The 20,944-nt window shown below is 44.9% G+C and carries 19 protein-coding genes; 6 read left to right on the plus strand and 13 right to left on the minus strand.

What is annotated here, in order from left to right; all coding sequences use genetic code 11:
• Positions 1-93: 93 nt before the first annotated feature.
• The 6 genes from AB9P05_RS18190 to AB9P05_RS18215 are packed head-to-tail and all read right to left on the minus strand — an operon-like array spanning position 94 to position 6,252.
• Complete coding sequence (locus tag AB9P05_RS18190) at positions 94-1,053, minus strand: transketolase family protein (protein WP_371910264.1); 960 nt, start codon at positions 1,051-1,053, stop codon at positions 94-96.
• Positions 1,050-2,435 (minus strand): VWA domain-containing protein, encoded by a 1,386-nt coding sequence (locus AB9P05_RS18195; RefSeq protein WP_371910265.1) that lies wholly within the window; start codon positions 2,433-2,435, stop codon positions 1,050-1,052. The genes AB9P05_RS18190 and AB9P05_RS18195 overlap by 4 nt, the downstream gene beginning before the upstream one ends.
• A 4-nt stretch (positions 2,436-2,439) precedes the next feature.
• Entirely contained in the window at positions 2,440-3,291 is an 852-nt protein-coding gene (locus AB9P05_RS18200) for a transketolase (protein ID WP_371910266.1), read from the minus strand.
• Between the two features lie 8 nt (positions 3,292-3,299).
• Complete coding sequence (gene bcp / locus AB9P05_RS18205; RefSeq protein WP_371910267.1) at positions 3,300-3,749, minus strand: thioredoxin-dependent thiol peroxidase; 450 nt, start codon at positions 3,747-3,749, stop codon at positions 3,300-3,302.
• 6 nt (positions 3,750-3,755) lie between these two features.
• Positions 3,756-5,654: a M23 family metallopeptidase gene (locus AB9P05_RS18210; protein ID WP_371910268.1), complete on the minus strand. Its 1,899-nt coding sequence runs from the start codon at positions 5,652-5,654 to the stop codon at positions 3,756-3,758.
• Positions 5,641-6,252: a fumarylacetoacetate hydrolase family protein gene (locus AB9P05_RS18215; protein ID WP_371910269.1), complete on the minus strand. Its 612-nt coding sequence runs from the start codon at positions 6,250-6,252 to the stop codon at positions 5,641-5,643. Before AB9P05_RS18215 ends, AB9P05_RS18210 begins: the two co-directional genes overlap by 14 nt.
• A 135-nt stretch (positions 6,253-6,387) precedes the next feature.
• Between AB9P05_RS18215 and AB9P05_RS18220 the strand changes: the two genes are divergently transcribed.
• Both AB9P05_RS18220 and AB9P05_RS18225 read left to right on the plus strand, forming a co-directional pair.
• Entirely contained in the window at positions 6,388-7,185 is a 798-nt protein-coding gene (locus AB9P05_RS18220) for a M48 family metallopeptidase (protein WP_371910270.1), read from the plus strand.
• A 472-nt stretch (positions 7,186-7,657) separates the two neighbouring features.
• Entirely contained in the window at positions 7,658-8,662 is a 1,005-nt protein-coding gene (locus AB9P05_RS18225; protein WP_371910271.1) for an META domain-containing protein, read from the plus strand.
• Here the strand turns inward: AB9P05_RS18225 and AB9P05_RS18230 are convergent.
• A complete protein-coding gene (locus AB9P05_RS18230) occupies positions 8,659-9,405 on the minus strand; it encodes a TVP38/TMEM64 family protein (RefSeq protein WP_371910272.1) in 747 nt (248 codons plus the stop codon). The genes AB9P05_RS18225 and AB9P05_RS18230 overlap by 4 nt on opposite strands.
• 209 nt (positions 9,406-9,614) lie before the next feature.
• Complete coding sequence (locus tag AB9P05_RS18235; RefSeq protein ID WP_371910273.1) at positions 9,615-10,235, minus strand: CatA-like O-acetyltransferase; 621 nt, start codon at positions 10,233-10,235, stop codon at positions 9,615-9,617.
• A gap of 150 nt (positions 10,236-10,385) precedes the next feature.
• Here AB9P05_RS18235 and msrB point away from each other — a divergent pair, with 150 nt between their 5' ends.
• Positions 10,386-10,970 (plus strand): peptide-methionine (R)-S-oxide reductase MsrB, encoded by a 585-nt coding sequence (msrB, locus tag AB9P05_RS18240; protein ID WP_371910274.1) that lies wholly within the window; start codon positions 10,386-10,388, stop codon positions 10,968-10,970.
• A gap of 67 nt (positions 10,971-11,037) precedes the next feature.
• Here msrB and AB9P05_RS18245 read toward each other — a convergent pair whose 3' ends face one another.
• The 5 genes from AB9P05_RS18245 to AB9P05_RS18265 form a co-directional block, all read right to left on the minus strand.
• Positions 11,038-13,245: a PAS domain-containing protein gene (locus AB9P05_RS18245; RefSeq protein ID WP_371910275.1), complete on the minus strand. Its 2,208-nt coding sequence runs from the start codon at positions 13,243-13,245 to the stop codon at positions 11,038-11,040.
• 189 nt (positions 13,246-13,434) lie between these two features.
• Entirely contained in the window at positions 13,435-13,815 is a 381-nt protein-coding gene (locus tag AB9P05_RS18250; RefSeq protein ID WP_371910276.1) for a hypothetical protein, read from the minus strand.
• A gap of 111 nt (positions 13,816-13,926) precedes the next feature.
• Entirely contained in the window at positions 13,927-15,627 is a 1,701-nt protein-coding gene (locus AB9P05_RS18255) for a GAF domain-containing protein (protein ID WP_371910277.1), read from the minus strand.
• 27 nt (positions 15,628-15,654) lie between these two features.
• Positions 15,655-16,287, minus strand: a complete 633-nt coding sequence (locus tag AB9P05_RS18260) for a TlpA family protein disulfide reductase (protein WP_371910278.1) — start codon at positions 16,285-16,287, stop codon at positions 15,655-15,657.
• Positions 16,288-16,475: 188 nt separating this feature from the next.
• On the minus strand, positions 16,476-17,720 hold the full coding sequence (locus AB9P05_RS18265; protein ID WP_371910279.1) for a sterol desaturase family protein: 1,245 nt from the start codon (positions 17,718-17,720) through the stop codon (positions 16,476-16,478).
• A 120-nt stretch (positions 17,721-17,840) separates the two neighbouring features.
• Between AB9P05_RS18265 and AB9P05_RS18270 the strand changes: the two genes are divergently transcribed.
• From AB9P05_RS18270 to AB9P05_RS18280, 3 genes are all read left to right on the plus strand, one after another.
• Positions 17,841-18,323, plus strand: coding sequence for a hypothetical protein (locus AB9P05_RS18270; RefSeq protein WP_371910280.1), 483 nt, complete (start codon positions 17,841-17,843; stop codon positions 18,321-18,323).
• 103 nt (positions 18,324-18,426) lie between these two features.
• On the plus strand, positions 18,427-20,292 hold the full coding sequence (locus tag AB9P05_RS18275) for a DNA topoisomerase IV subunit B (protein ID WP_371910281.1): 1,866 nt from the start codon (positions 18,427-18,429) through the stop codon (positions 20,290-20,292).
• Positions 20,293-20,354: 62 nt separating this feature from the next.
• A complete protein-coding gene (locus AB9P05_RS18280; protein ID WP_371910282.1) occupies positions 20,355-20,942 on the plus strand; it encodes an MCP four helix bundle domain-containing protein in 588 nt (195 codons plus the stop codon).
• Positions 20,943-20,944 lie beyond the last annotated feature (2 nt).

Here is a 20,944-nt window from a genome sequence, read left to right on the forward strand (position 1 = left end):
TTTTGGAAAACTAAATAGTAAGGCCTGGTCATTTTCTGAAAAAATAAAGCCCGGGTTTTGGGCCCGGGCTTATTTCTTGTAGAAAGGGGAGGCTTACTTGCCTTTTCTTTGGAGTACCTTCTCTACCTTCTCCACGATATTGTTGGGAGAAAGGCCGTATTTGTCCAGCAAATCCTCAGGTCTGCCGCTTTCTCCAAACTGGTCCTCTACGGCAACAAATTCCTGGGGAACACATACGTTTTTGACCAGTGTGTGTGCAATCAGATCGCCCAGGCCCCCATTCATTTGGTGCTCTTCAGCGGTAACTACAGCACCGGTTTTCTTTGCGGACGCAATGACTGCTGCTACATCCAAAGGTTTTACGGTGTGGATGTTGATCACTTCGACGCTGATGCCTTTTTCGCTAAGTATTTCCTCAGCGAGAATGGCTTGCCATACCATATGCCCGTTAGCAAAGATGGTGACATCATTGCCATCGATAAGCTTTTGTGCTTTACCGATTACGAACTCGTCACTTTCTTTGATGAAAATGGGCCACTTAGGACGTCCAAAACGCAGATAAGTGGGGCCGTGGTGATCGGCGAGGGCAATAGTTGCCTGCTTGGTCTGCATATAGTCACATGGCACGATGACGGTCATGTTAGGCAGCATGCGCATCATGCCTACATCTTCCAGTATCTGGTGTGTGGCACCGTCTTCGCCCAGGGTAAGGCCGGCGTGTGAAGCACAGATTTTGACGTTTTTATCAGAGTAAGCTATACTCTGGCGTATCTGGTCATATACCCTGCCGGTAGAAAAATTAGCAAATGTACCGGTAAAAGGTATTTTACCGGCAATAGATAGCCCGGCAGCCACTCCCATCATATTAGCCTCTGCAATTCCCATCTGGTGGAATCGTTCAGGGAATTCCTTCTGAAAGGCTGTCATTTTCAGTGAACCGGTCAGGTCAGCACAAAGACCGACGACCTTGTCATTTTTCTTGCCGATCTCCAGCAGGCCGTCTCCGAAACCGGAACGCGTATCTTTTTTTTCCTCGTAGGTAAACTTTGTCATGGATCGATAAGGTTTATCGTCGTCACGGCACCCGTTCGGATGGTGACGGTATGTATAAGCGTATATTTACTTCCCATTGCATTTTCTGCCCTGAACACCACTTTGTAGGTGCCGGGCTGCAGGGCCAGGCTATGCCTTCTTTTATTAGTATCCAGGTTGGCCACCCATTGCTGGCGGCCTTTTTCCGGTAGCGTATAAATACTACCGCTACCCGCCACACTGGCGTAAGCATCCAGTATGCCGGGACCGTCTATCGTAAGGGTTGATTCACTCCCCTGCTTTATATTCACCCCCTTTTTATGGATAGAGGGCAGGGTGAGAAACTCAAGATCATAGGTGCCTTCAAGGTACTTTTTATCAGTACCCATATCCTGCACAAACAATACTCTTTCACTCCCGGCAGGCCTGACCATCACCTTTACCCCTTTTTCATAGTCAGTATGACTGGGTTGCCTCAGTGCAAGTGTACCCTGTGGGGCTGGTATTGCGATGACATTGTGCCGCCCGCCGTCCAGTTCCACTCCGCGTTTAATAACCGGGGGTACGGTATTGACTACCAGGTCATATGACAATACACCATCTACTTCCACAGAGTCTGGTCGGCCCTTTCGGTCGCGGTAATGGACAAACTCATAGGCAGGCTCACGGGTGAAGTTATTGTAAAAGGTTACATTCACATCCTTCTCATTCCGGTTGCCCTGCCTGTCCGTCAGTTCCACACTTACCGTGGTGCGTCCCAGGGAGGAGCGTATGGCAGTAGCAAGTGCACTTCGAAAGTTAGACACTTCGCTTGCGTCAAAATACTGACCCACACAGCCAAATTGCTCCTGGTATTCTTTAGTCATACCCAGGCCTATCACAAAAGGTCTGAGGAAAATACCTCTCCGCTGCAGGGCCAGCGATACATCGCATACCTCGCCATCGCAGCTTTCGATACCATCGGTAAGAATGATAACGATGTTTCGAACATCCCTGCCGGGAGGGAAGTCCTTTGCGGTTTGTTTCAGCGCATAAGCAATAGGGGTAGTTCCTTTAGGCTTTACATCCGTAAGTGCCTCCAGTATTTTGCCATGGTTGCCTTTGCCGAAGGGTACTTCCAGCCGGGTATCCTCACAGTTCTGAACACTGCTGTGGTACTGGTGACCATATACTCTCAGCCCCAGTTCCAGGTTGTCATTGACACTAAGCGAATCTACCAGTTCACCCAGGTATTGCTTAGCTACGTCTATGCGCAGGCCATCTTCCCATTTTCCGAGCATACTTCCGGATCCATCCAGTAAAAACAGGATACGGGTTTTGCTGGGTAGTTTCTGTTGCAGCTCCTGGGCAAATATATTGCTGGCTAACAGAATGAGCACTATGAGAAGCGGTGCGCTCCGCATAGGCTTAGTAGTCTCCCAGGGTTTCTTCTAATTGGGCAAGGGCTTTCTCCAGCTCGTCATCGTCAGGAGCTACACCATGCCATTTGTGTGAGCCTTCCATAAAGTCAACTCCTTTGCCCATGATCGTATGCATAAGGATCATTACGGGGCTTCCCTGCCCTGTCATTGAGCGGGCTTTTTCGATCGTCCCGATCAGTTCTTTAAAGTCATTGCCCTGGCACTCAAGTACCTGCCAGCCAAATGACTCAAATTTTGCATGTAGGTCACGCAGATCGTTGATCTGGTCTACCGGACCGTCTATCTGCTGACCATTATAATCAACGAAGGCGATCAGGTTGTCGACTTTGTTATTGGGGGCAAACATTGCCGCCTCCCATATTTGACCTTCCTGCAATTCGCCATCGCCGGTGAGTACAAATACATTGCGGTCATCGCCATCAATTTTCTTAGCAAGTGCTGCACCTATTGCTACTGAAAGGCCCTGACCCAGTGAACCACTGGCTACACGAATGCCGGGCAGCCCCTCTTCCGTAGCAGGGTGGCCCTGCAGGCGTGAGTCGATCTTGCGGAATGTGCTTAGTTCATTTACATCAAAATAGCCGCTGCGTGCAAGGGTGCTGTACCACACGGGGCTAATATGTCCGTTGGATAGAAAGAACATATCCTCTCCTTTGCCCTCCATATTAAATGAGGGATCATGTTTCATGATATGAAAATAGAGAGAAACAAATAGTTCCGTACAGCCCAGTGATCCACCAGGGTGGCCTGACTGGACCTCATGTACCATGCGTAAAATATCTCTTCTTACTTGTGAAGCCTTCTGCTTCAGTTCTTCCAGCTTATCTTCCTGTATCATATAATCTGTTACTTCAGGACCTGTGCCGTATGATCCTTGGTTTTTACTTTTGCTACTACTTCTGATATTACCCCCTCTTCATCAATAATAAAGGTGGTACGGGCAGTGCCCATATATTTTCGGCCGTACATGTTTTTCTCTACCCAGGTGCCGTACTTTTCGTGCACAGCCTTATCTGTATCGGCAATTAGCCTGAAAGGGAGTTCCTGCTTTTCGATGAATTTTTTATGTGACTTTTCATCGTCAGAGCTCACACCCAATATCTCATATCCAGCCTCTTGCAAGGCCTGATAATTATCCCGGAGGTTGCAGGCCTGTGCGGTGCAGCCGGGAGTATTGTCTCTGGGGTAAAAATATAGTACGACTTTCTTCCCCTTGTAGTCAGACAACCTGACTGTTTCACCGTTCTGGTCTTTAGCTTCAAATTCCGGGGCTTTATCGCCGGGAGATAGTTTCATACTTGATTAAAGTTTGGTTTTGTATACCTGTACATTTCCTGCCTGGTCTGTTACTGTCAGCTCCAGATCGCCTGTGATAGGTTGGCCGGGGGTTCTCGGCTCAGCCCAAATATAGCGGTTTTTTGGATCGTAATTCATTAAAAGAAAACGACCGTTGAGCGTAGCTCGAAAGTCCCCTATTCCTGAAAGACGGTCTTTTATATTGAAAGAGGCCGACTGAGAATTTACCTTTATCGGATTTATCTCAGGGGCTACCGAGTCGGTTACCAGCGTAAACTGGCCGGTATTTCTGAAACGGAAACGGATGTTATCCCCTTCCCATTTACCGCCTTCCCACCAGAAGTTACCGGAGTCGTCGACCCCATACACGTGTGTACGTTCCTTATTATACTCTTTGCCTGGTTTTAGCACGGCCGACATATAGCTTTGAAACGGGATTGGATCGGATTCGTTTATTTGCCAAAGTTCCAGTCCGCTGGCAAAGTTTTCCTGGTAATTCAGACGCAGATAGAGGGTATCGAAAAGTGTATTCCGGGAAAAGTGCAGATCGGCATATTTATTATAAAAGTGAAATTCCTTGCCGGAGGGAATCATCATGTCGAAATCAAATTTCTGCTGCGTAGAACAGAGGTTTACGGAATCAGGTAGACCGTATCTCATATCCCAGAGATAAACGATATGGTCGTTGACCTGGTAGGCAGGATCCACTTCATATGATGCCTGATTAGCAAAGTATTTTGCTTTGGTGGGGGTGTCCCCGGTAAGCAAGGCATAGCTGAGAAGTGTGTTTTCAGTTAGCTCATATCCGGATGCGCCCTGATAAGGGGATGAGGCCACCCGGGAAGTGATGTCCGGCTCACTAACATTTACCGGGATAGCTACCCGGCTTGTATTACCGTATTCATCTTTAAGTACTATCTCGATCTGGTGCCTTCCGCTATCCTTTAAAACAATTCTTCCATTGTTTTTTCCCTTGTCGAAAAAATCGAGATCGTTGCCGTCACCGATATATAGCTTCTGATACTTTTTATTAGTGGCTGCTTTAGTCGGGTAGTCCATGTGTACCAGTATCTGCCGCGAATCTGCAAAGGCAAAACGGTTCAGGTGTTTAGCAAATACTTCCGTACTATCCACATTAAGGTAAATGTGAGGCACGCCATTCCGGTTAGACGCGCCGTCAAGCTGGTCTATCGTATAAACTTCGACACCAAGGGTTCCATATGCCGAAACCGGGTTTGCCGAATAGGTGCTTCCGTTTTTTGACAGGGATACTTCCTGCCTGTTATAGCGGCCTTCTATCCGTGAATTGCTGTCAAGCGGGCGGATAGCCACTCCGTATACGGTAGGGGGTGTATTGTCCTTTACTTCATTCTTAAATCCAAACTTTAGCGGATTAAGAGGCCTCTGGCTACCGTCTCTTATCTCAAAATGAAGGTGAGGACCGGATGAGCCGCCAGTATTGCCGGATATAGCGACTACCTCTCCTTTTTTTACGGGAAACCTACTTTTTTCAGGAAAAAGATCTACTCCGAAAGACTCACGATTATACTGTTCCTGACGGACATAGTCAGCTATCTCTTTATTAAAGCGCTGCAGATGTCCGTAAACAGACGTATTGCCGTCCGGGTGCTTTATATATAAGGCATTGCCATACCCGTAGCCGCTGACTTTTATGCGCGACACGTATCCATCCTGGGTGGCAAGTACATCAAGGCCTTCACGCTGTTCTGTTTTAATATCAATACCGCCGTGGTAATGGCTGGATCTCAGTTCCCCCATGGTTCCGGCGAGGTAGTTTCGCTGCCCTGGCTTGATAGGAAAAAGGTACTCCCCATCCTGAGCAAGAAGGTTAAGGGAGCAGAAAAAGCAAAAAATAAGTAGGAGAGAAGGCTTATTTAACTTCAAAGTCGAGCATTTTAGTGTTTTCGATGTACCCCGTGAGTTTGTCACCACGACTTACCGCAGCCACGCCTTCAGGTGTTCCTGTAAAAACGATGTCTCCCGTTTTTAGTGTGAAATAGGTAGAAAGATAGGATATAATAAAGTCGATGGGAAATAGCATCATGGATGAATTACCCCTTTGCCTCACTTCTCCATTAACTTCCAGGCGGAAATTGATGTTTTGAAGTTCTTCAAACTCTTCCTTAGGTATAAATTTGCTTACCGGTGCTGACCCGTTAAAGCCTTTTGCCAGCGCCCATGGCAGGCCTTTTTCTTTTGCTTTACTCTGCAGGTCCCTGGCAGTAAAGTCTACCCCTAATCCTATGGCATCATAGTATTTGTGAGCAAACTGCTCCTGGATAAATTTCCCCTCCCGGCTTATCCGCACGAGTAACTCCACTTCGTGGTGAATATCATTAGAATACTCGGGATGGTAGAACGGGGCGCCATTCTTTAGAACGGCGGTATCAGGTTTAAAAAATACGACAGGCTCTGCGGGCCTTTCGTTCTGTAATTCTTCGATATGTTTGGCGTAGTTTCTTCCGACAGCCAGTATTTTCATCTGAAAAAATGTTTTTAAGCAAAAATAGGATTTTTTAGTTGTAATGATAAAAAGAGGCAAACTATTTGCTGTTTGTAACGGTAGAGCCGTTTTCAAATTTTTTAATTATTACGCGAGCCTTAATTACAAAGTATTATGAAACGTTTACTTACTGCCTTTCTGGCGGCATTTTTTTTGATAAGTTGTTCTACTGTGCCCCTGACAGGGCGAAAACAATTAGACCTTATCCCCAGCAGCCAAATTATTTCCATGAGCTTTAGCCAGTACCAACAGGTACTTCAATCTGAAGAGGTGGTCACAGGGACAGACGAGTCCAGAATGGTAAAGAGCGTAGGTAGGGACATTGCTACGGCTGTAGAAAAATTTCTCAACGAAAACGGATACGAGGAAGAGGCAAGTATGTTTGAGTGGGAGTTTAACCTGTTACGAAATGACCAGGTCAATGCCTGGTGTATGCCCGGTGGTAAAGTGGCTTTTTATACCGGTATCATGCCAATATGTGAGAATGATCAGGGAGTGGCTGTGGTAATGGGGCATGAGGTAGCCCACGCTGTGGCTGAGCACGGTGGTGAACGTATGAGCCAGGGACTAGTGCAGCAGCTAGGAGGAGTAGCCCTTGCTGTGGCACTTTCTGAAAAGCCTCAGCAAACCCAGCAACTGTTCATGACAGCTTACGGACTGGGTAGTACGGTAGGGTATGTTTTGCCCCATAGCAGACAGCAGGAATCTGAAGCAGATAAACTGGGACTAATCTTTATGGCTATGGCAGGATATGACCCACGGGTGGCTCCCCAGTTTTGGGAGCGTATGGCTGCGGAAAGTGGGGGCGGTTCACCGCCGGAATTTTTAAGTACGCACCCTAGTCACAGTACCAGGATTAACAACCTGAATAAATATATGGATCAGGCTATGAAGTACTACAGGGGTAACTGACCTGGAAATATCTTGTAGTTTATAAAAAAAGAGGGACTGCGCATTTATGCGGGCAGTCCCTCTTTTTTTGCTAATGCAGATATTTCGGCTGAGTTGTTGTTGAGGTCAATTGCACACCAGTAATCCCGAAACACTTTTTATTTAATAGAAAAAATCAAGCCTGCCCTATGTAAAGGCAGGCTTCGGCGACAAAAGCCATTTCGGTCAGGTTAAGCTTAGGTGCCAGATTTTATTATTTGTTTGGCAATATACTGACGTGCCGGAAGTTATGTATCGCAAGAAACAATGAAATACATATCCCTGAAAACAGGGATGCTCATGGTTTTTATGTGGCTGCTTGTCTCTTCCTGCGAGAAATCGTTAATTGCCTGTTACAAAATTTACAAGTCCTCATTTTAATAATATCATGCGCTGCCGGATTTACTCCCTTTGTTTGCTTAGTCTGTTTAGTGTTCTGTCAGGTTGCCTGACTATGTCAGAAAAAAACTCCGGGAGGCTATCTGTAAAAGATTATATCGGTGAATGGGAGGGCTTGTTACCATGTGCAGATTGTGATGCTGTAGACTATGAATTGAGGCTTGATAAGAATAAGACTTACAGGTCCACTATAAATTACCTGGGAGTTGGCCAATCAGAGCCAAGTGTACTGACGGGGAAATGGGAGGTAAGTGAAGATCGGATAATGATAATGGATGATGCTCAGCAGGATACCCTATTGCTCATGCCCGAGGACGGGGCATTAATTGTACTGGGCCCGCAGGGTGAGCGAATGGGTGGACCAGAGGCAAAATTTTTTAAGTTAGTAAGAAAAGCCCAGGCAGCGGACCAGAAGGCGTCAGTAGAGAGCGATTATGGCTTTAGAGCTTATAGCAACACGCCTGCCTGGAACCTGGAATTCATCTTTGACAAGTTTATCCGTTTTTATACTCCTGACGGAGATACTGTAGCTGTGCCTTTGCCAGAAGTGCAGACAAATGGGAGCTCTAATCTCAGGTATGTTTCATCAGGTGAAGGACATAGCCTTGACATTACAATCCTGAGGGACTCATGTGACCTGTCGGAAGGAAGTGAACCTTTTACAGTAGAGGTTATAGTAGATAATGAAAAAACCTACAGAGGCTGTGGTACATATGTGTATGACGAGGCTATAACAGGCAAATGGCAGATGGATAAGGTTAATGGTGAAACTCTGAAGCTCACTGAAGCGGAGAATAAGCCAGTAATTGTGATAGGGGAGTGGGGAATGAATATTTCAGGTAATACGGGATGTAACTCTTTTAATGGTATGCTGTGGGTTGAAGGAGACAGACTCCGGGTTAATGATATATCACTAACACGCAAAGCCTGTCCTGGAGATATGGAGTCTCTCTTTCTGGATATGATGGAGAGCCGTCCGACTTTTACTCTGGAAGATGGCAGACTGACTCTTACCGGGGAGGACCAAATCTTCGAACTCACTAAATATGAAAACCCTTAATCTGACTGCTGCTGCTTCAGTTTTTTCTGCTTCTTTCTATCCCAGATGACATAGACTATGAAGAGGACTAGACTGACGGCTGACGCCCAGATAAGAAATTGCTGGAGCTTATCAGCAGATTCACCAAAAATGGCAATCAATACCGATAGCGGGATAATTCCCGCCAGGGTAGCCATCATAAAACTGATGTATCTCATACTACCAAGTCCGGCTACGAAGCTTATGGCATCATTGCTCAGCATTGGTGCCAGTCTGAATAAGAATACCGCCTTGGTGCCATATTCATCCAGATATAATTCGAGCTTTCTCTCCGTTTTTCTACCTATCAGTTTAGCGATAAACAGGTCACTGAAGTACTTACCTATTATATAGCCTATAGTAGAAGCTACGGCTACGGCCGTAATGCTTATGACCGCGCCCCAGAATGGTCCATACGCAAGTACGCTGACGACCATTAGCCCCCAGCTGGGTAATACAAACAGAAACATCTGAAGTATCATCACTAATATGATGAAAATAGGACCCCAATAACCAAACTGGGCCACCCAGGACTCTATTTTATCCCGATCACCACTGGTTAGTGTAGACCATGCGGTATCAATAAATTCTTTATATGATGAGAAAATAAAATAACTACCTATAAGAGCAGCAATTATGGCAAGTGATATATATAGGGGGATTTTACTTTGCTTGGTGTCATCGTCCGGGGTATTATTCTTACGGCTGTCCTTCTTGTCACTCATTAACTACTGTAGATTTAAAAACCAGGCTAACAAATATATACCTGTTGTTTATGAACTAGCCAGAAGCAAAAAAGTCACGGGTGTAAGAAAATTATGATATTTTTTATTACCTTCACAATGAAAGTCAGGTATGCCAATGCCTGCTTTCACGTAATGCTACATTACTTTGCTATAAAACCAAAAAGGGACTCGTATCAGAATCCCTTTTTTTATACATCTAGCTTTTCCTGAAAGAGATCCACCAACTGCCCAAGGTGTATGCCGTCTACTAATGCATGATGCACATGTACGGAGAAGGGTATGGTTTTTTTGTTTCCAGTTTCCGTCAACTTCCCTACAGAAATTTTAGGGATGGAATCGCTGGATCCAAATTTTCGGGCATGAGATAAACTGGTGAAATCCAGCCAGGGCAATGCCGAGAAGTGAATTACTCCTTCAGAGGATTTATCCGGAAATAAAGATGACGATTCACGTACCTTTTTTATCTCCTCTTTTGCCAAGTGGCTAAATCTTTCAAGATCAGCATCATAAGTTATATAGCTATACCCAAAGGTGCCATTTGGTCTGTCTACTGTGGCTGATACATCGATGCGGTCAAATAGATAGGGATCCCCATCAATGATGCGTACTTTAAGTGCTTCAATTTCATTGATGGAGCTTAATAAGGCATGTAGGTAGTATAAGTAAAATGACAGGTGCCTGGTTTTAGCTTGTTTATAAGCTTGGGTGCAGTCCACTTTGACAGTTAACCCATACAGGGGCTCTTCGAATAGGCTAAAAAACTCAAAATGCTCTTTCCTGTACCAGTTCCTAAGGTCAATTTTTTTCATTTTTTTCTGAATACGGTAAATGCTCAAAATTAGTGCCTAATTAGCATTAAAGGGAGGAGGGCTATGAAAACTATAAGGAAAAATTGAGGTAGGAGGTAACCTGACGGCGATCAGTTCCGTTTCTATAATAAAAAAGACCCAATTATGCAAATGAAATGCCTGATAGCTACAATCATTTTTATGGTTCTCGTTATCGCCGGAGGGTATATAATTGATATGTCTCCTGAAGATGATAAGGCAACTATGAAAGCTTCTGTAGCAGGGAATGATAGCGCAGATATGAACTTTCCTATTCAATTCAGCGAAAGCGAATGGAAGGAAAGGCTTAGTGATAAAGAATTTGAAGTACTTCGTAAGGCTGGTACAGAACGCGCTTTCTCAAGCCCTCTTAATGATAATAAGAAAAAAGGTATTTACTACTCAGCTGCTACCGGACAGCCTATATTTAGTTCAGAGCATAAGTTTGATAGCGGAACAGGCTGGCCCAGTTTTTTCAAGCCTATCAGCAATGAGGCAATTGTATTAGTGGAAGATAACAGCTACGGCATGACTCGTACTGAGGTCTTGGATAGTAGCAGCGGCTCTCACCTTGGGCATGTGTTTAACGATGGTCCTGAACCTACTGGCAAAAGATACTGTCTGAATGGAGTAGCATTGATTTTTGTTGAAGAAGGTGCCACTCCGCCGCAACTTGTCAAGGACTATTTACGTAAATATGGAAAGAACGCACAATGACGTTTTGATTAAGATAGATTTGGAATAATACTAACCCGTAATCTCGTAGATTACGGGTTTTTTGTTATTATACCGCTTGAGTTTGCGCTACATTCATCACTATCACGTATTTGTCAAGTCTATCATCTTCATCGTCTATAAAGGTAGCATGTCCCTGCAGCCGAATGTTCTCACCCTCTTTATTGATGAAGGTGATTTCACCATCCCATAGATCTTCTCCGTTCATTTCCTTAAGCTTAGTGGTAAATGAATCATCGCTGTCAGGAAGTAATGAATTTACAGAAGTGCCCAGTATATCATTTTCAGTCCGCCCAAGTAACTTGCAGAAGTGGTCATTAGCCGTACGAATAGTAAGTTTATGGTCCAGCTCCAAAAAGTAGAAGCTATTAATAAACAGTCGGTCTTTATGCTGTAACTCGCGCATGACTTCCTTACTACGTATCTCCGTAAGCTTCTGCTCTGTTACGTCACGTGAGAATACAGATGCTCCCACTACCTGTCCGTCTACCTTAATAGGGTGAATGCTGTACTCGCGGTAACTGTCCTCACCGCTCACGGTACTTCTGATAACAAACTGGAAACGCTCACCGGCTAGGGCCCTGTCATAGTAGGTCTTCCACTCATCGCGAACATCACCCAGGAAGTCGAGGGCATTTTTCCCTACAGTCATCCCTTCGTAGTTGGTTCCCTTGTAGCGATCAGTCAATACTTTATTGATTACCATGATGCGGTATTCACGATCAATGGTGACGATAGAATCAGTTGTATTATTAATAAGGGCGCTCAGGTTAGCTTCTTTACGACCTATTTCCTGCTGAGTACGTCGCATTTCTTCCTGAGTAGCCTGCATTTCTTCCATATTCTGGCGCATTTCCTCTTCCTGTGCGCGAAGTTGCTCGGTCATTTCCTGCGACTCCCTATAGAGCTGACTGGTTTGCTCATTGATCTTGACTGTGGAAATGGTAGAAGCAATGGTTTCACCAACTTTTTCGGCAAACTCTCTACGATACGGAGGGATTTCCTCAAAGGAAGCAACCTCTACCACGCCATGTATCTCGCCATTGACCTTGAGGGGAACAATCAGGATACTCCGCGGGCCGCTGTCTCCCAGGCCTGACCGGATTTCGACGTAATTTGCCGGAATCTTCGTCATATAGATGCTTTCCTGTTCGACAAAAGCCTGACCTACAAGGCCTTGTCCCCGTTTTACGGTTTTAGATATGAATTTTTTCCTATCGTAAGCATAGGCTGCACGCATCTGTAATACAGGCTCACTTTCTGTTTCAGTGTCAATGACAAAAAATGCACCCTGGTTACCTTCCAGGTATTTGACGAGGTTGGATATGACTTCGTCAGCCATTGACTCCAGATTGCTGTTATTTTTACGCAGAATTTCGCTAAAGCGTGCAAGCCCTTCCGTAATCCAGCGGCGCTGGCGCTCATCCTCAGCAGCCCGTTGCATTTTCTCCCGCATATCCAATAGAGAAGCAGCCAGATGGTTGATCTCACATTCATTACCCTCCAGGCCAGGATAATCAACTTCGAGGTTTCCATTCCCAATTTCCCGGGTAAAGGAGTCAGCATTCTGCAGTAAAGTGGTCAGGGCATTAATGTCTTCTGCTACTTTTCCCAACTCATTATTTGAGCCAACCACTATTGTTTCTTCCAACTCCCCCATTGCCACTTTACCACTGGCAGCGGCAAGCCTCTCTGCCGGCAAAATAACATTCCTGCGGATCACCAGGTACCAAACGATCAAGGAAAGCAATACAAAGCTGATGCAAATCGCAATAAGAGTATGCTGGAAGCTAATAGCTTTCTGGACTTGCTGTCCTGCTGCTTGGCTTACGGCTTTAAACTCCCCGGATAAATTAACAAAATCAGTGTGGGCTTCAGTGTCTATTCCTGCGTTACGAATGTATTTCTGCTGGTAGTTTCCCCAGGCAGCAATTGCTTTTGCCAAAGAGCCTGCCAGTGCCTCGTCTTCTCTGTATATCTCACGCAAGGAGATAAAGTTCTGATCTATCAGCCTGAGCGTTTCTTTTTTCTGCGTTTCGCTAATAGCCTCAATGGCAGAGGGATGCAAAAGCTGAAGAGAAAACCTGTTTTCTTTTGCTTTTTCATTCATAGATAGTTCTATGTCAGAAACTCCGTAAAAAAATGAGATAGCAAGTGCTATAACGGAGAGGCCTGCAAGTATAAAGAAGAAGGTCAGGAACACGCTGCGTATACCTGTACGTCTAATCTGGCTGATTATAGTCGCGGAAAGGTCCATTTGACGTTGATTTTTGATCGATAATCAATAATTTACCCTGATTTTGACCTTCTGCAAAAATACTAGAGGAAAGGAATCAGGGAAGCGTCAGCTGGTGAGGTAATGATGAAATGAATAAGAAATTACCGGGACGGTTTTAGTCCCAGAGTATGAGAATATTACATCTGAAAATGTAAAAATTTACAGCCATTAATTCTGCTGAAAAACGACCTCATTAGTACGACCCAGGGCATCGAACCCTACCCACAGAGAACGGGGAGAGGCGTCGGAAGTGGCAGGACAAGCAGGGCCGGCCTCTATATAATATATAAAGTATTTTCGGTTACGGCGGGAGAGCTCATGACGATCTGGCTTTCCCAATACGGATTGTATCTCTTTTTGCCCCATTCCCATAAGATCTTCCTTGATGCCGGGTATACTTTCAGAAAGCTCTACACGTTTACCCGAACACCCTCCGGTATCCTCCTTCCAGGCAGCTTCATCAAATCCTTCAAGGTCCGTTTTGGGTGAGCAAGAGAATATGGTAGTGCCTCCTGCCATCAGCAGTAAGAAAGCAATTAGATCTTTCATTAGCATTTTATTTTCCGCTACAATAATAAGGAAAATTTGACCATGCCTGAAGACAAACAGCAAAGCCCCGGAAAAACCGGGGCTTCTGCTATGTTTTGCTGTTATTCAGTCTTATCCCTTTTCTGTTACCACCTGATGGCCAAGCATCATTACGCGCTTCAGGGTGCCGCTATTATCATTGACGGGCATTGATTCAGCTATCAATTCAGTGCTTCCGGCTGTAAGGTGAATGTCGGATAGCTGTCCCTGGTTGAGGTCATGCCACTTTTTATTACAGGTAGGAAAAGCCTGATCAAAATGTACACCTATCCAGCTTTCTTCCGACCGTGCCGAGAGCTCTGCCATTCGCTTACTCACCTTCTGTATGTATCCGCTATGGTCCAGGTCAATAGTGACAGCCAGTTCATTTACAGAATGTATAAATTCTTCGTAAGATTGAGACTGACGCTCAAACTCTTCCTGCGTTGCCTGCATTTCTTCCATATTCTGGCGCATTTCTTCTTCCTGTGCACGCATTTGCTCGGTAAGACTTTGCGATTCCTGCAGAAGTACCTGGGTACGTTCATTAACCCTTACACCTATCAGTGAACTGGCTATGCTGGTGCCAACCTGAGCCAGAAACTCCCGCTTAAATTCCTGGAACTGTTCAAAGCCGGCTATTTCCAATACGCCTACAACCTTCTCTTCTGACTTTAAAGGCACTACTAACAGCGCACGGGGCGATGACTCGCCGAGGCCGGAGGTAATTGTCATGTACCCCTGTGGAATTTCGGTGAGGTAGATCGGCTCTTTCTCCAGCACGCACTGGCCTGCCAGGCCTTCCCCGGGCTGGAAGGTCTTCGACATGTATTTACGTCTGCTATATGCATAGCACCCTTTCATTTCGAAGTCACTATCTTGCTCATCGGACTGAGAGATAAACAATGCCCCCTGATTTGCTCCAAGGTATTTTACGAGGTATGCAATGATCTCTGAGCATAGCTCTTCCATGTCATTATCATGCTTGCGAAGCAATGCCTCTACTTCTGCTATGCCTTGAGAAGACCAGTGCCGCTGGCTTTCTACATCACGTGCTTTTTTCAGACTCTCCCTCATCGACAACAAAGATTTGCCAATGGTGTCGTCTTCAGTGGTCTCGTAGTTTGCTTCCAGGTCACCATTGGCAATTTGCCCGGCAAACCTGATATTGTTTTCTGTATTGCTCACCTGACCTTCGAGTTGGTGAAGCTGCACAGCCTCTTTATAGGTATTTTTCCTAAGCCGCTCAGCCCACCAGCCACAAATAAATACCTGGACTACGAATAAGCCGTAGTGAAAGGCAAGGGTACTCATACTTATGTAGTCTAATTGACTGAAGTAAATGGCCGTATTGCCAGTATTCTGCATATAGGCAAATGCGGTATGGTGTACGACCACAATCAGTGTCAGGGGGATAAGTACACGATAATCCTGGTACAGGATCATGATCGTAACTATGATGAAAAGCGTAAAATGCATTTCAAAAAGCCCGTGCATCTGATAAATATATTGCGCCCCGAATATGGCGAACACGCTGGAGGTAACATAGCGGTGTATCGCGCTATCAGCTATAGTGGCCCTGGTAAGTAAGTAGGCGGCGAGATTTAATCCCCCCACGCCCAGGCCAACTGCCCAGGTATCGTAGTAAAATGATAACAGCACCCCACCTACAAAAAATGCTCCTACAAAATAGGCGATAATACTGTCTGCATCTCTGTAAATGGATTTTTTGATCTGGTCTAACGTTTCTTTTGGCAAACGATGTTCGTGAGATTGCATTTTAGCGTACTCCATTGTTTAATATTTTAAAAATCTGACCTCTTAAAAGGATAAGTCCCAGAAATCCAGCGCAGTTGCCGGGTTATCTGATGGCAACTGACAACCATACGCCCGATAGGCGAGGGGGCCAAAGTAAGGAATGTCCTTACCGGCGATGAGTGAGTCGAGTGCCATTTGCGTATAGTTAGAGCCAGTTACTGTACAGTATCTGGATTTATTGTAGTTTCCTCGGAAATAGATATGCCCTTCCTTATCCAGAAGCACAGCCTGAGGTGTGGCGTAAACCCCGCATGCTTCGGCAATTTTACCATCGTGATCAAACAGCGTCGGCACTTGTAAATCATATCCGGCAAAAGCCACCCGGGCGTCTTTTTCTTCCAGATCCTGCAGGACTACTTTGAAGTCTACCTTGTCTCCGTATGATAATGCAAGCGTTCTGAAATGCTCGAAATTGAATTTGGAACAGGGGCAATGGGGGTTGAAGAAATGGAGAAGAGTCGGTCTATCCGTAGAAAGAGCCAATTCTTCAAGGCTCACTTCCTCACCCATATCCAGCGGCTGATAGTGTGCGGGGACTGGGGTAGGTTGTGAATATTTTAGGTCTGTTTGCCAGAAGATATATCCGATGGCGGAAAATATGCTGACAAGAACAAGGCCTACTATTAATGTTTTCAATGGCTTAGGTTTACCTGTCTTCTAAATGATAAGGTAAGTTACGTAAGCATTTTGATTTTGGATTGGATTAAGGGTGTAGCCCGCCTTGAACTCTCTCAAAGTCAGGTAATAAATTGATCAATTTTTTAAAAGCAGGTATCCAGCACCTATGAAAACGTCTGATGATAAACCTGAATTTTCAGGTGAATTTATACCGCTACAGGAGATTTGTATTCAGGGAGGAACCTGAAATGCCGCTTAAGGTAAAATAACCAAATTATCGAAATTAGAGAAGTTGTTACTAGCATGGTTATTACGATTGTCTGTGCCTGAGAACCTGTAAATAGGTAAATAACAAACGCGGTAGTTACCGGATGGCGAAAAAACTCTAGCACTAAAACCCATTTTTTTCGCTCGAATAGGCCGCCACAGGTGAGAATCCCAGCTGAAATCAGAAGGATTGCTGCGATTTTGTTTAGCCAGCTTGTATTTCCTTCTGTAAAAAGGAAGGTTGCCGTACCAGCAAGGATTAATACATATTGGAATAGAACGTAAAAATTTATAGCTGATGTACCTTTGACATCGTATTTTTGGATGGTATTCCTATCTACCTCGGGTATGGCAAGATAAGAGTCTGTTTCAGGTAGCCATCCGGGCTTTTTAAAAAGGATACCCATCTTGTGAGACCATTTTTTGGCATGTATGAGTTGTCTCGACATGTCATGGTAGTGCTTCAGGTTTGCATAAAGTGGATTCCAGGTAGCTACGGGTGTCGTGATGCCATAAACGGGGCGTTCTTCTTCCTTTTGAAAAGTGCCGAACATTTTATCCCAGATGATAAACACCCCTGCATGGTTTTTATCGATGTATTTCGGGTTACGGCCATGATGAACTCTGTGATGGGAAGGGGTATTAAAAACCTTCTCCAACCAGCCCATACGGTTTATTTTTTCGGTATGTATCCAGAATTGGTAGACTGTCACTAACGCTGACATGGTGACCATACTGAGCGTGTCGAAGCCAATTACTGCCAGGGGTAAATAAAAGGCGAAGGTCCACACTACCTGAAATGAACCCTGACGTAATGCTACCGAAAAGTTGTAATCCTCGCTCTGGTGATGCACCACGTGCCCGCCCCAAAAAAGGTTTACCTCATGGCTCATACGATGTGCCCAGTAATAGCAAAGGTCAACCAGTATAAAAAGAATAATAAGATTATACCAAGTGGGCTCAATTTGAAAAAGTGCGAAGTAGGAGTAGACAAATTGGTAGGCGGCCACAGTCAATACCTTAAAAATTAATCCGGTAACCTGCTGTAGTATGCCGCAACTAATGTTAGTAACAGCGTCGTTTAGCCTGTACAAGCGTTCTTTATTGAACTGCTGGATAAGTAATTCCACGCCTATCAGGAGGAAATAGATGGGGATAGATAACACAATCGGGTTCAGATCCATAAAGCCTTCCTGGTTTTGTTATTACTCCGAATACTAAAGTAAAGTTAACTTTACCACGATTAATTACCCTAACCTAGCATATTTTTTGGTTATTTTGCCGCGAATTCAGATGGACAAGGTATGGGAAAGATAGTCAATATGTTGTGGGTAATATCCCTTATAGCTTTTTTAGGAGCCTTTTTAGTAGTGTATGCTTACCTGCCGGGGGAAGTTGCTATTAATTCGGACGCCGGGGGAAGAGGCAACCAATTCGTATCTAAAGAGATGTTTTTCTATGGTGGCATAGGCTTTTTTATGCTGACCAACATTGTGCTTTACCTTTTTTCCCGCCTAATACATATGGAAGCGTCCCGTATGAATAGTAATAACAGGGGCTCGGGGTTATTTCATTTTAGAAACCGTCTTGCTGTATGGATCAAGGGGCTGACCATACTTATTAATCTGTTTTTTATTACCATAAGCCTGTTTATCGGTATATTTAATTCCACAGATAATGTGGGGACTATGGACTATGTCCTGTTGATTTACCTGATTCCTGTGTTGATCGTCGGGTGGCTGATTTACCTGGGAGTAATTATTTCCGGTGCAGTAAAACGAACCTGACAGAACAAGGGCAGTCCCTTGCGATGATACCCCATTATCTGTTATGTTTGTGAGCGGTAAATACCCGTAGGGGGACCGCTTTCTACCTAATCGAATACTCTTCATGGCTGAAAATAAAGTAGTTTACAACGAGGATAGCATTCGTTCACTTGACTGGAAAGAACATATCAGGCTTAGGCCGGGTATGTACATCGGTAAGCTCGGTGACGGATCTGCATCTGACGATGGTATTTATGTTCTGGTAAAGGAAGTAATTGATAACAGTATCGATGAACACGTGATGGGCCATGGCCGAACCATTGAGGTTAAGGTCACAGAACATCGGGTAGAGGTACGGGATTACGGCCGTGGCATACCACTGGGTAAAGTGGTAGACTGTGTGAGCAAGATAAATACCGGTGGTAAATACGATAGTAAGGCCTTTCAGAAGTCTGTAGGACTGAATGGGGTAGGTACAAAGGCCGTAAATGCCCTAAGCCGCTACTTTAAAGTACAATCCTATCGAGACGGTGTAACTAAAATGGCTGAATTCAAGCAGGGAGAATTGATCAACGATGCTAAAGAAGAGAAATCCAGTGGCAGGAACGGTACACTTATAGCTTTTGAACCGGACGAGACGGTCTTTAAGCATTTCCATTTTATACCTGAGTATCTCGAGAAGCAGATATGGAACTATGCCTATCTGAACTCTGGCCTCACCATTAATTTTAACGGGCAGAAATTCCACTCTGCTAACGGCCTTCGAGACCTTCTGGATAAGGAAACGGATGAGGAGAACAGACGATATCCTATTCTGCACCTGAAAGGAGATGATATAGAGGTGGCGATGACCCATACCAATCAGTATGGTGAAGAATACTTCAGTTTTGTCAATGGACAGAATACGACACAGGGAGGAACGCACCTTGCGGCTTTTCGTGAGGCCCTTGTAAAGGTGATAAGAGACCATTATGGGAAAAACTTTGATGCAGCAGACATCAGAGCCAGTATTGCCGCAGCTATCTCTGTGAGAGTGCAGGAGCCTGTATTTGAATCTCAGACCAAAACTAAGCTTGGCTCGCAGAATGTGGCGCATGACGGCCCCACTATGCGTACATTCATCAATGACTTTTTGAAAAAGCATCTTGATGATTATCTGCACAAAAACCCTGAAACTGCAGATGCCCTGCTTAAGCGGATCATGCAATCTGAGCGCGAGCGCAAGGACATGGCAGGTATTAAAAAGCTGGCTAACGAACGTGCTAAAAAGGCTAACCTGCATAACAAGAAGCTTAGGGACTGCCGTATTCACTTTAACGAAAATAAAAGTGACCTGAAGGAAGAGACCATGATCTTTATTACTGAGGGTGACTCGGCCAGTGGTTCTATCACAAAGTCCAGAAATGTACAGACTCAGGCTGTTTTCAGCCTTAGAGGTAAGCCGCTTAACTGTTTCGGACTTACGAAAAAAGTGGTGTATGAGAACGAGGAGTTTAACCTGCTTCAGCATGCTCTGAACATAGAGGAGGGCCTGGAAGGGTTACGTTATCGCAAAATTGTGATTGCTACTGATGCGGACGTGGATGGTATGCATATCCGTATGTTGCTGCTTACATTCTTTCTTCAATTCTTTCCTGACCTGGTACGTAACGGACACCTGTACATTCTGGAGACTCCCTTATTCAGGGTGAGAAATAAAAAAGAAACGTATTACTGCTATGACGAAGCAGAGAAGCAGGCTGCTGCTGCTAAGATAGGAGCTAAAGCAGAAATCACCCGTTTTAAAGGACTTGGAGAGATATCACCCGAGGAGTTCGGGAATTTTATCGGAGAGGATATCCGTCTTGATCCGGTAATTTTGAAAGATACTAAAATCAAAAACCTTCTTACATTCTATATGGGTAAGAACACCCCTCAACGCCAAACCTTTATCATTGACAAGCTCCGGGTGGAAAAAGACATTGTACAGGAGGTAGCCACGGCACCCTGATGAACGGGAGCTGGAGGCGTCACCGGGTTGTTACCGCCGGACTTGGAGGGGTTCTTGCAATAATGCTTATTGTGAGTATCCAGCTTTTCAATCATTACCAGAGATTGAATGTATATGAGCGTATGATGGAGGAAAACCTGATCCCCGTACGTGATTTCGGTAAACTTCGCGAGGAGCTACTGGTGAACCGTATGAACCTGAACTCCCTGGTGTACCTCACCGGAAAGAACTATGAAAGAAAGTTTGACCAGTTAATAGCGAATAATTCGCGTATTGACAGCCTTTTTGATCGGTATATGGCTAACCGGGATATAATAAAAGATTACAGCCATTTCGATTCGCTTTATAATCGCCTGATCATTTACAAAGCCTACGAAGAAAAAATACTGGAACTTTTGGCGGCTGACCGGTATACCACGGCTGAGAAGCTATATAACCGGGAGAGCAAGGATGTTTTTTCTGAAATGATCGAAGAGCTGGATCAAATAGACCGGGACCAGGCCCGCATGCTATCCGAGACGGCTGAAGAAGTGAGACCATGGATACTCAAAAGCTTTTACCTGGTGCTGGGTGGTGTGGTCATTTTACTAATAATATTGATCCTACACCTGACTGGTGTGGGAAGAACTAAGAATATTGCTGATAGCTGAGA

Origin of the sequence: Roseivirga sp. BDSF3-8 (genome assembly GCF_041449215.1) — a bacterium.
GTDB lineage: Bacteria > Bacteroidota > Bacteroidia > Cytophagales > Cyclobacteriaceae > JBGNFV01.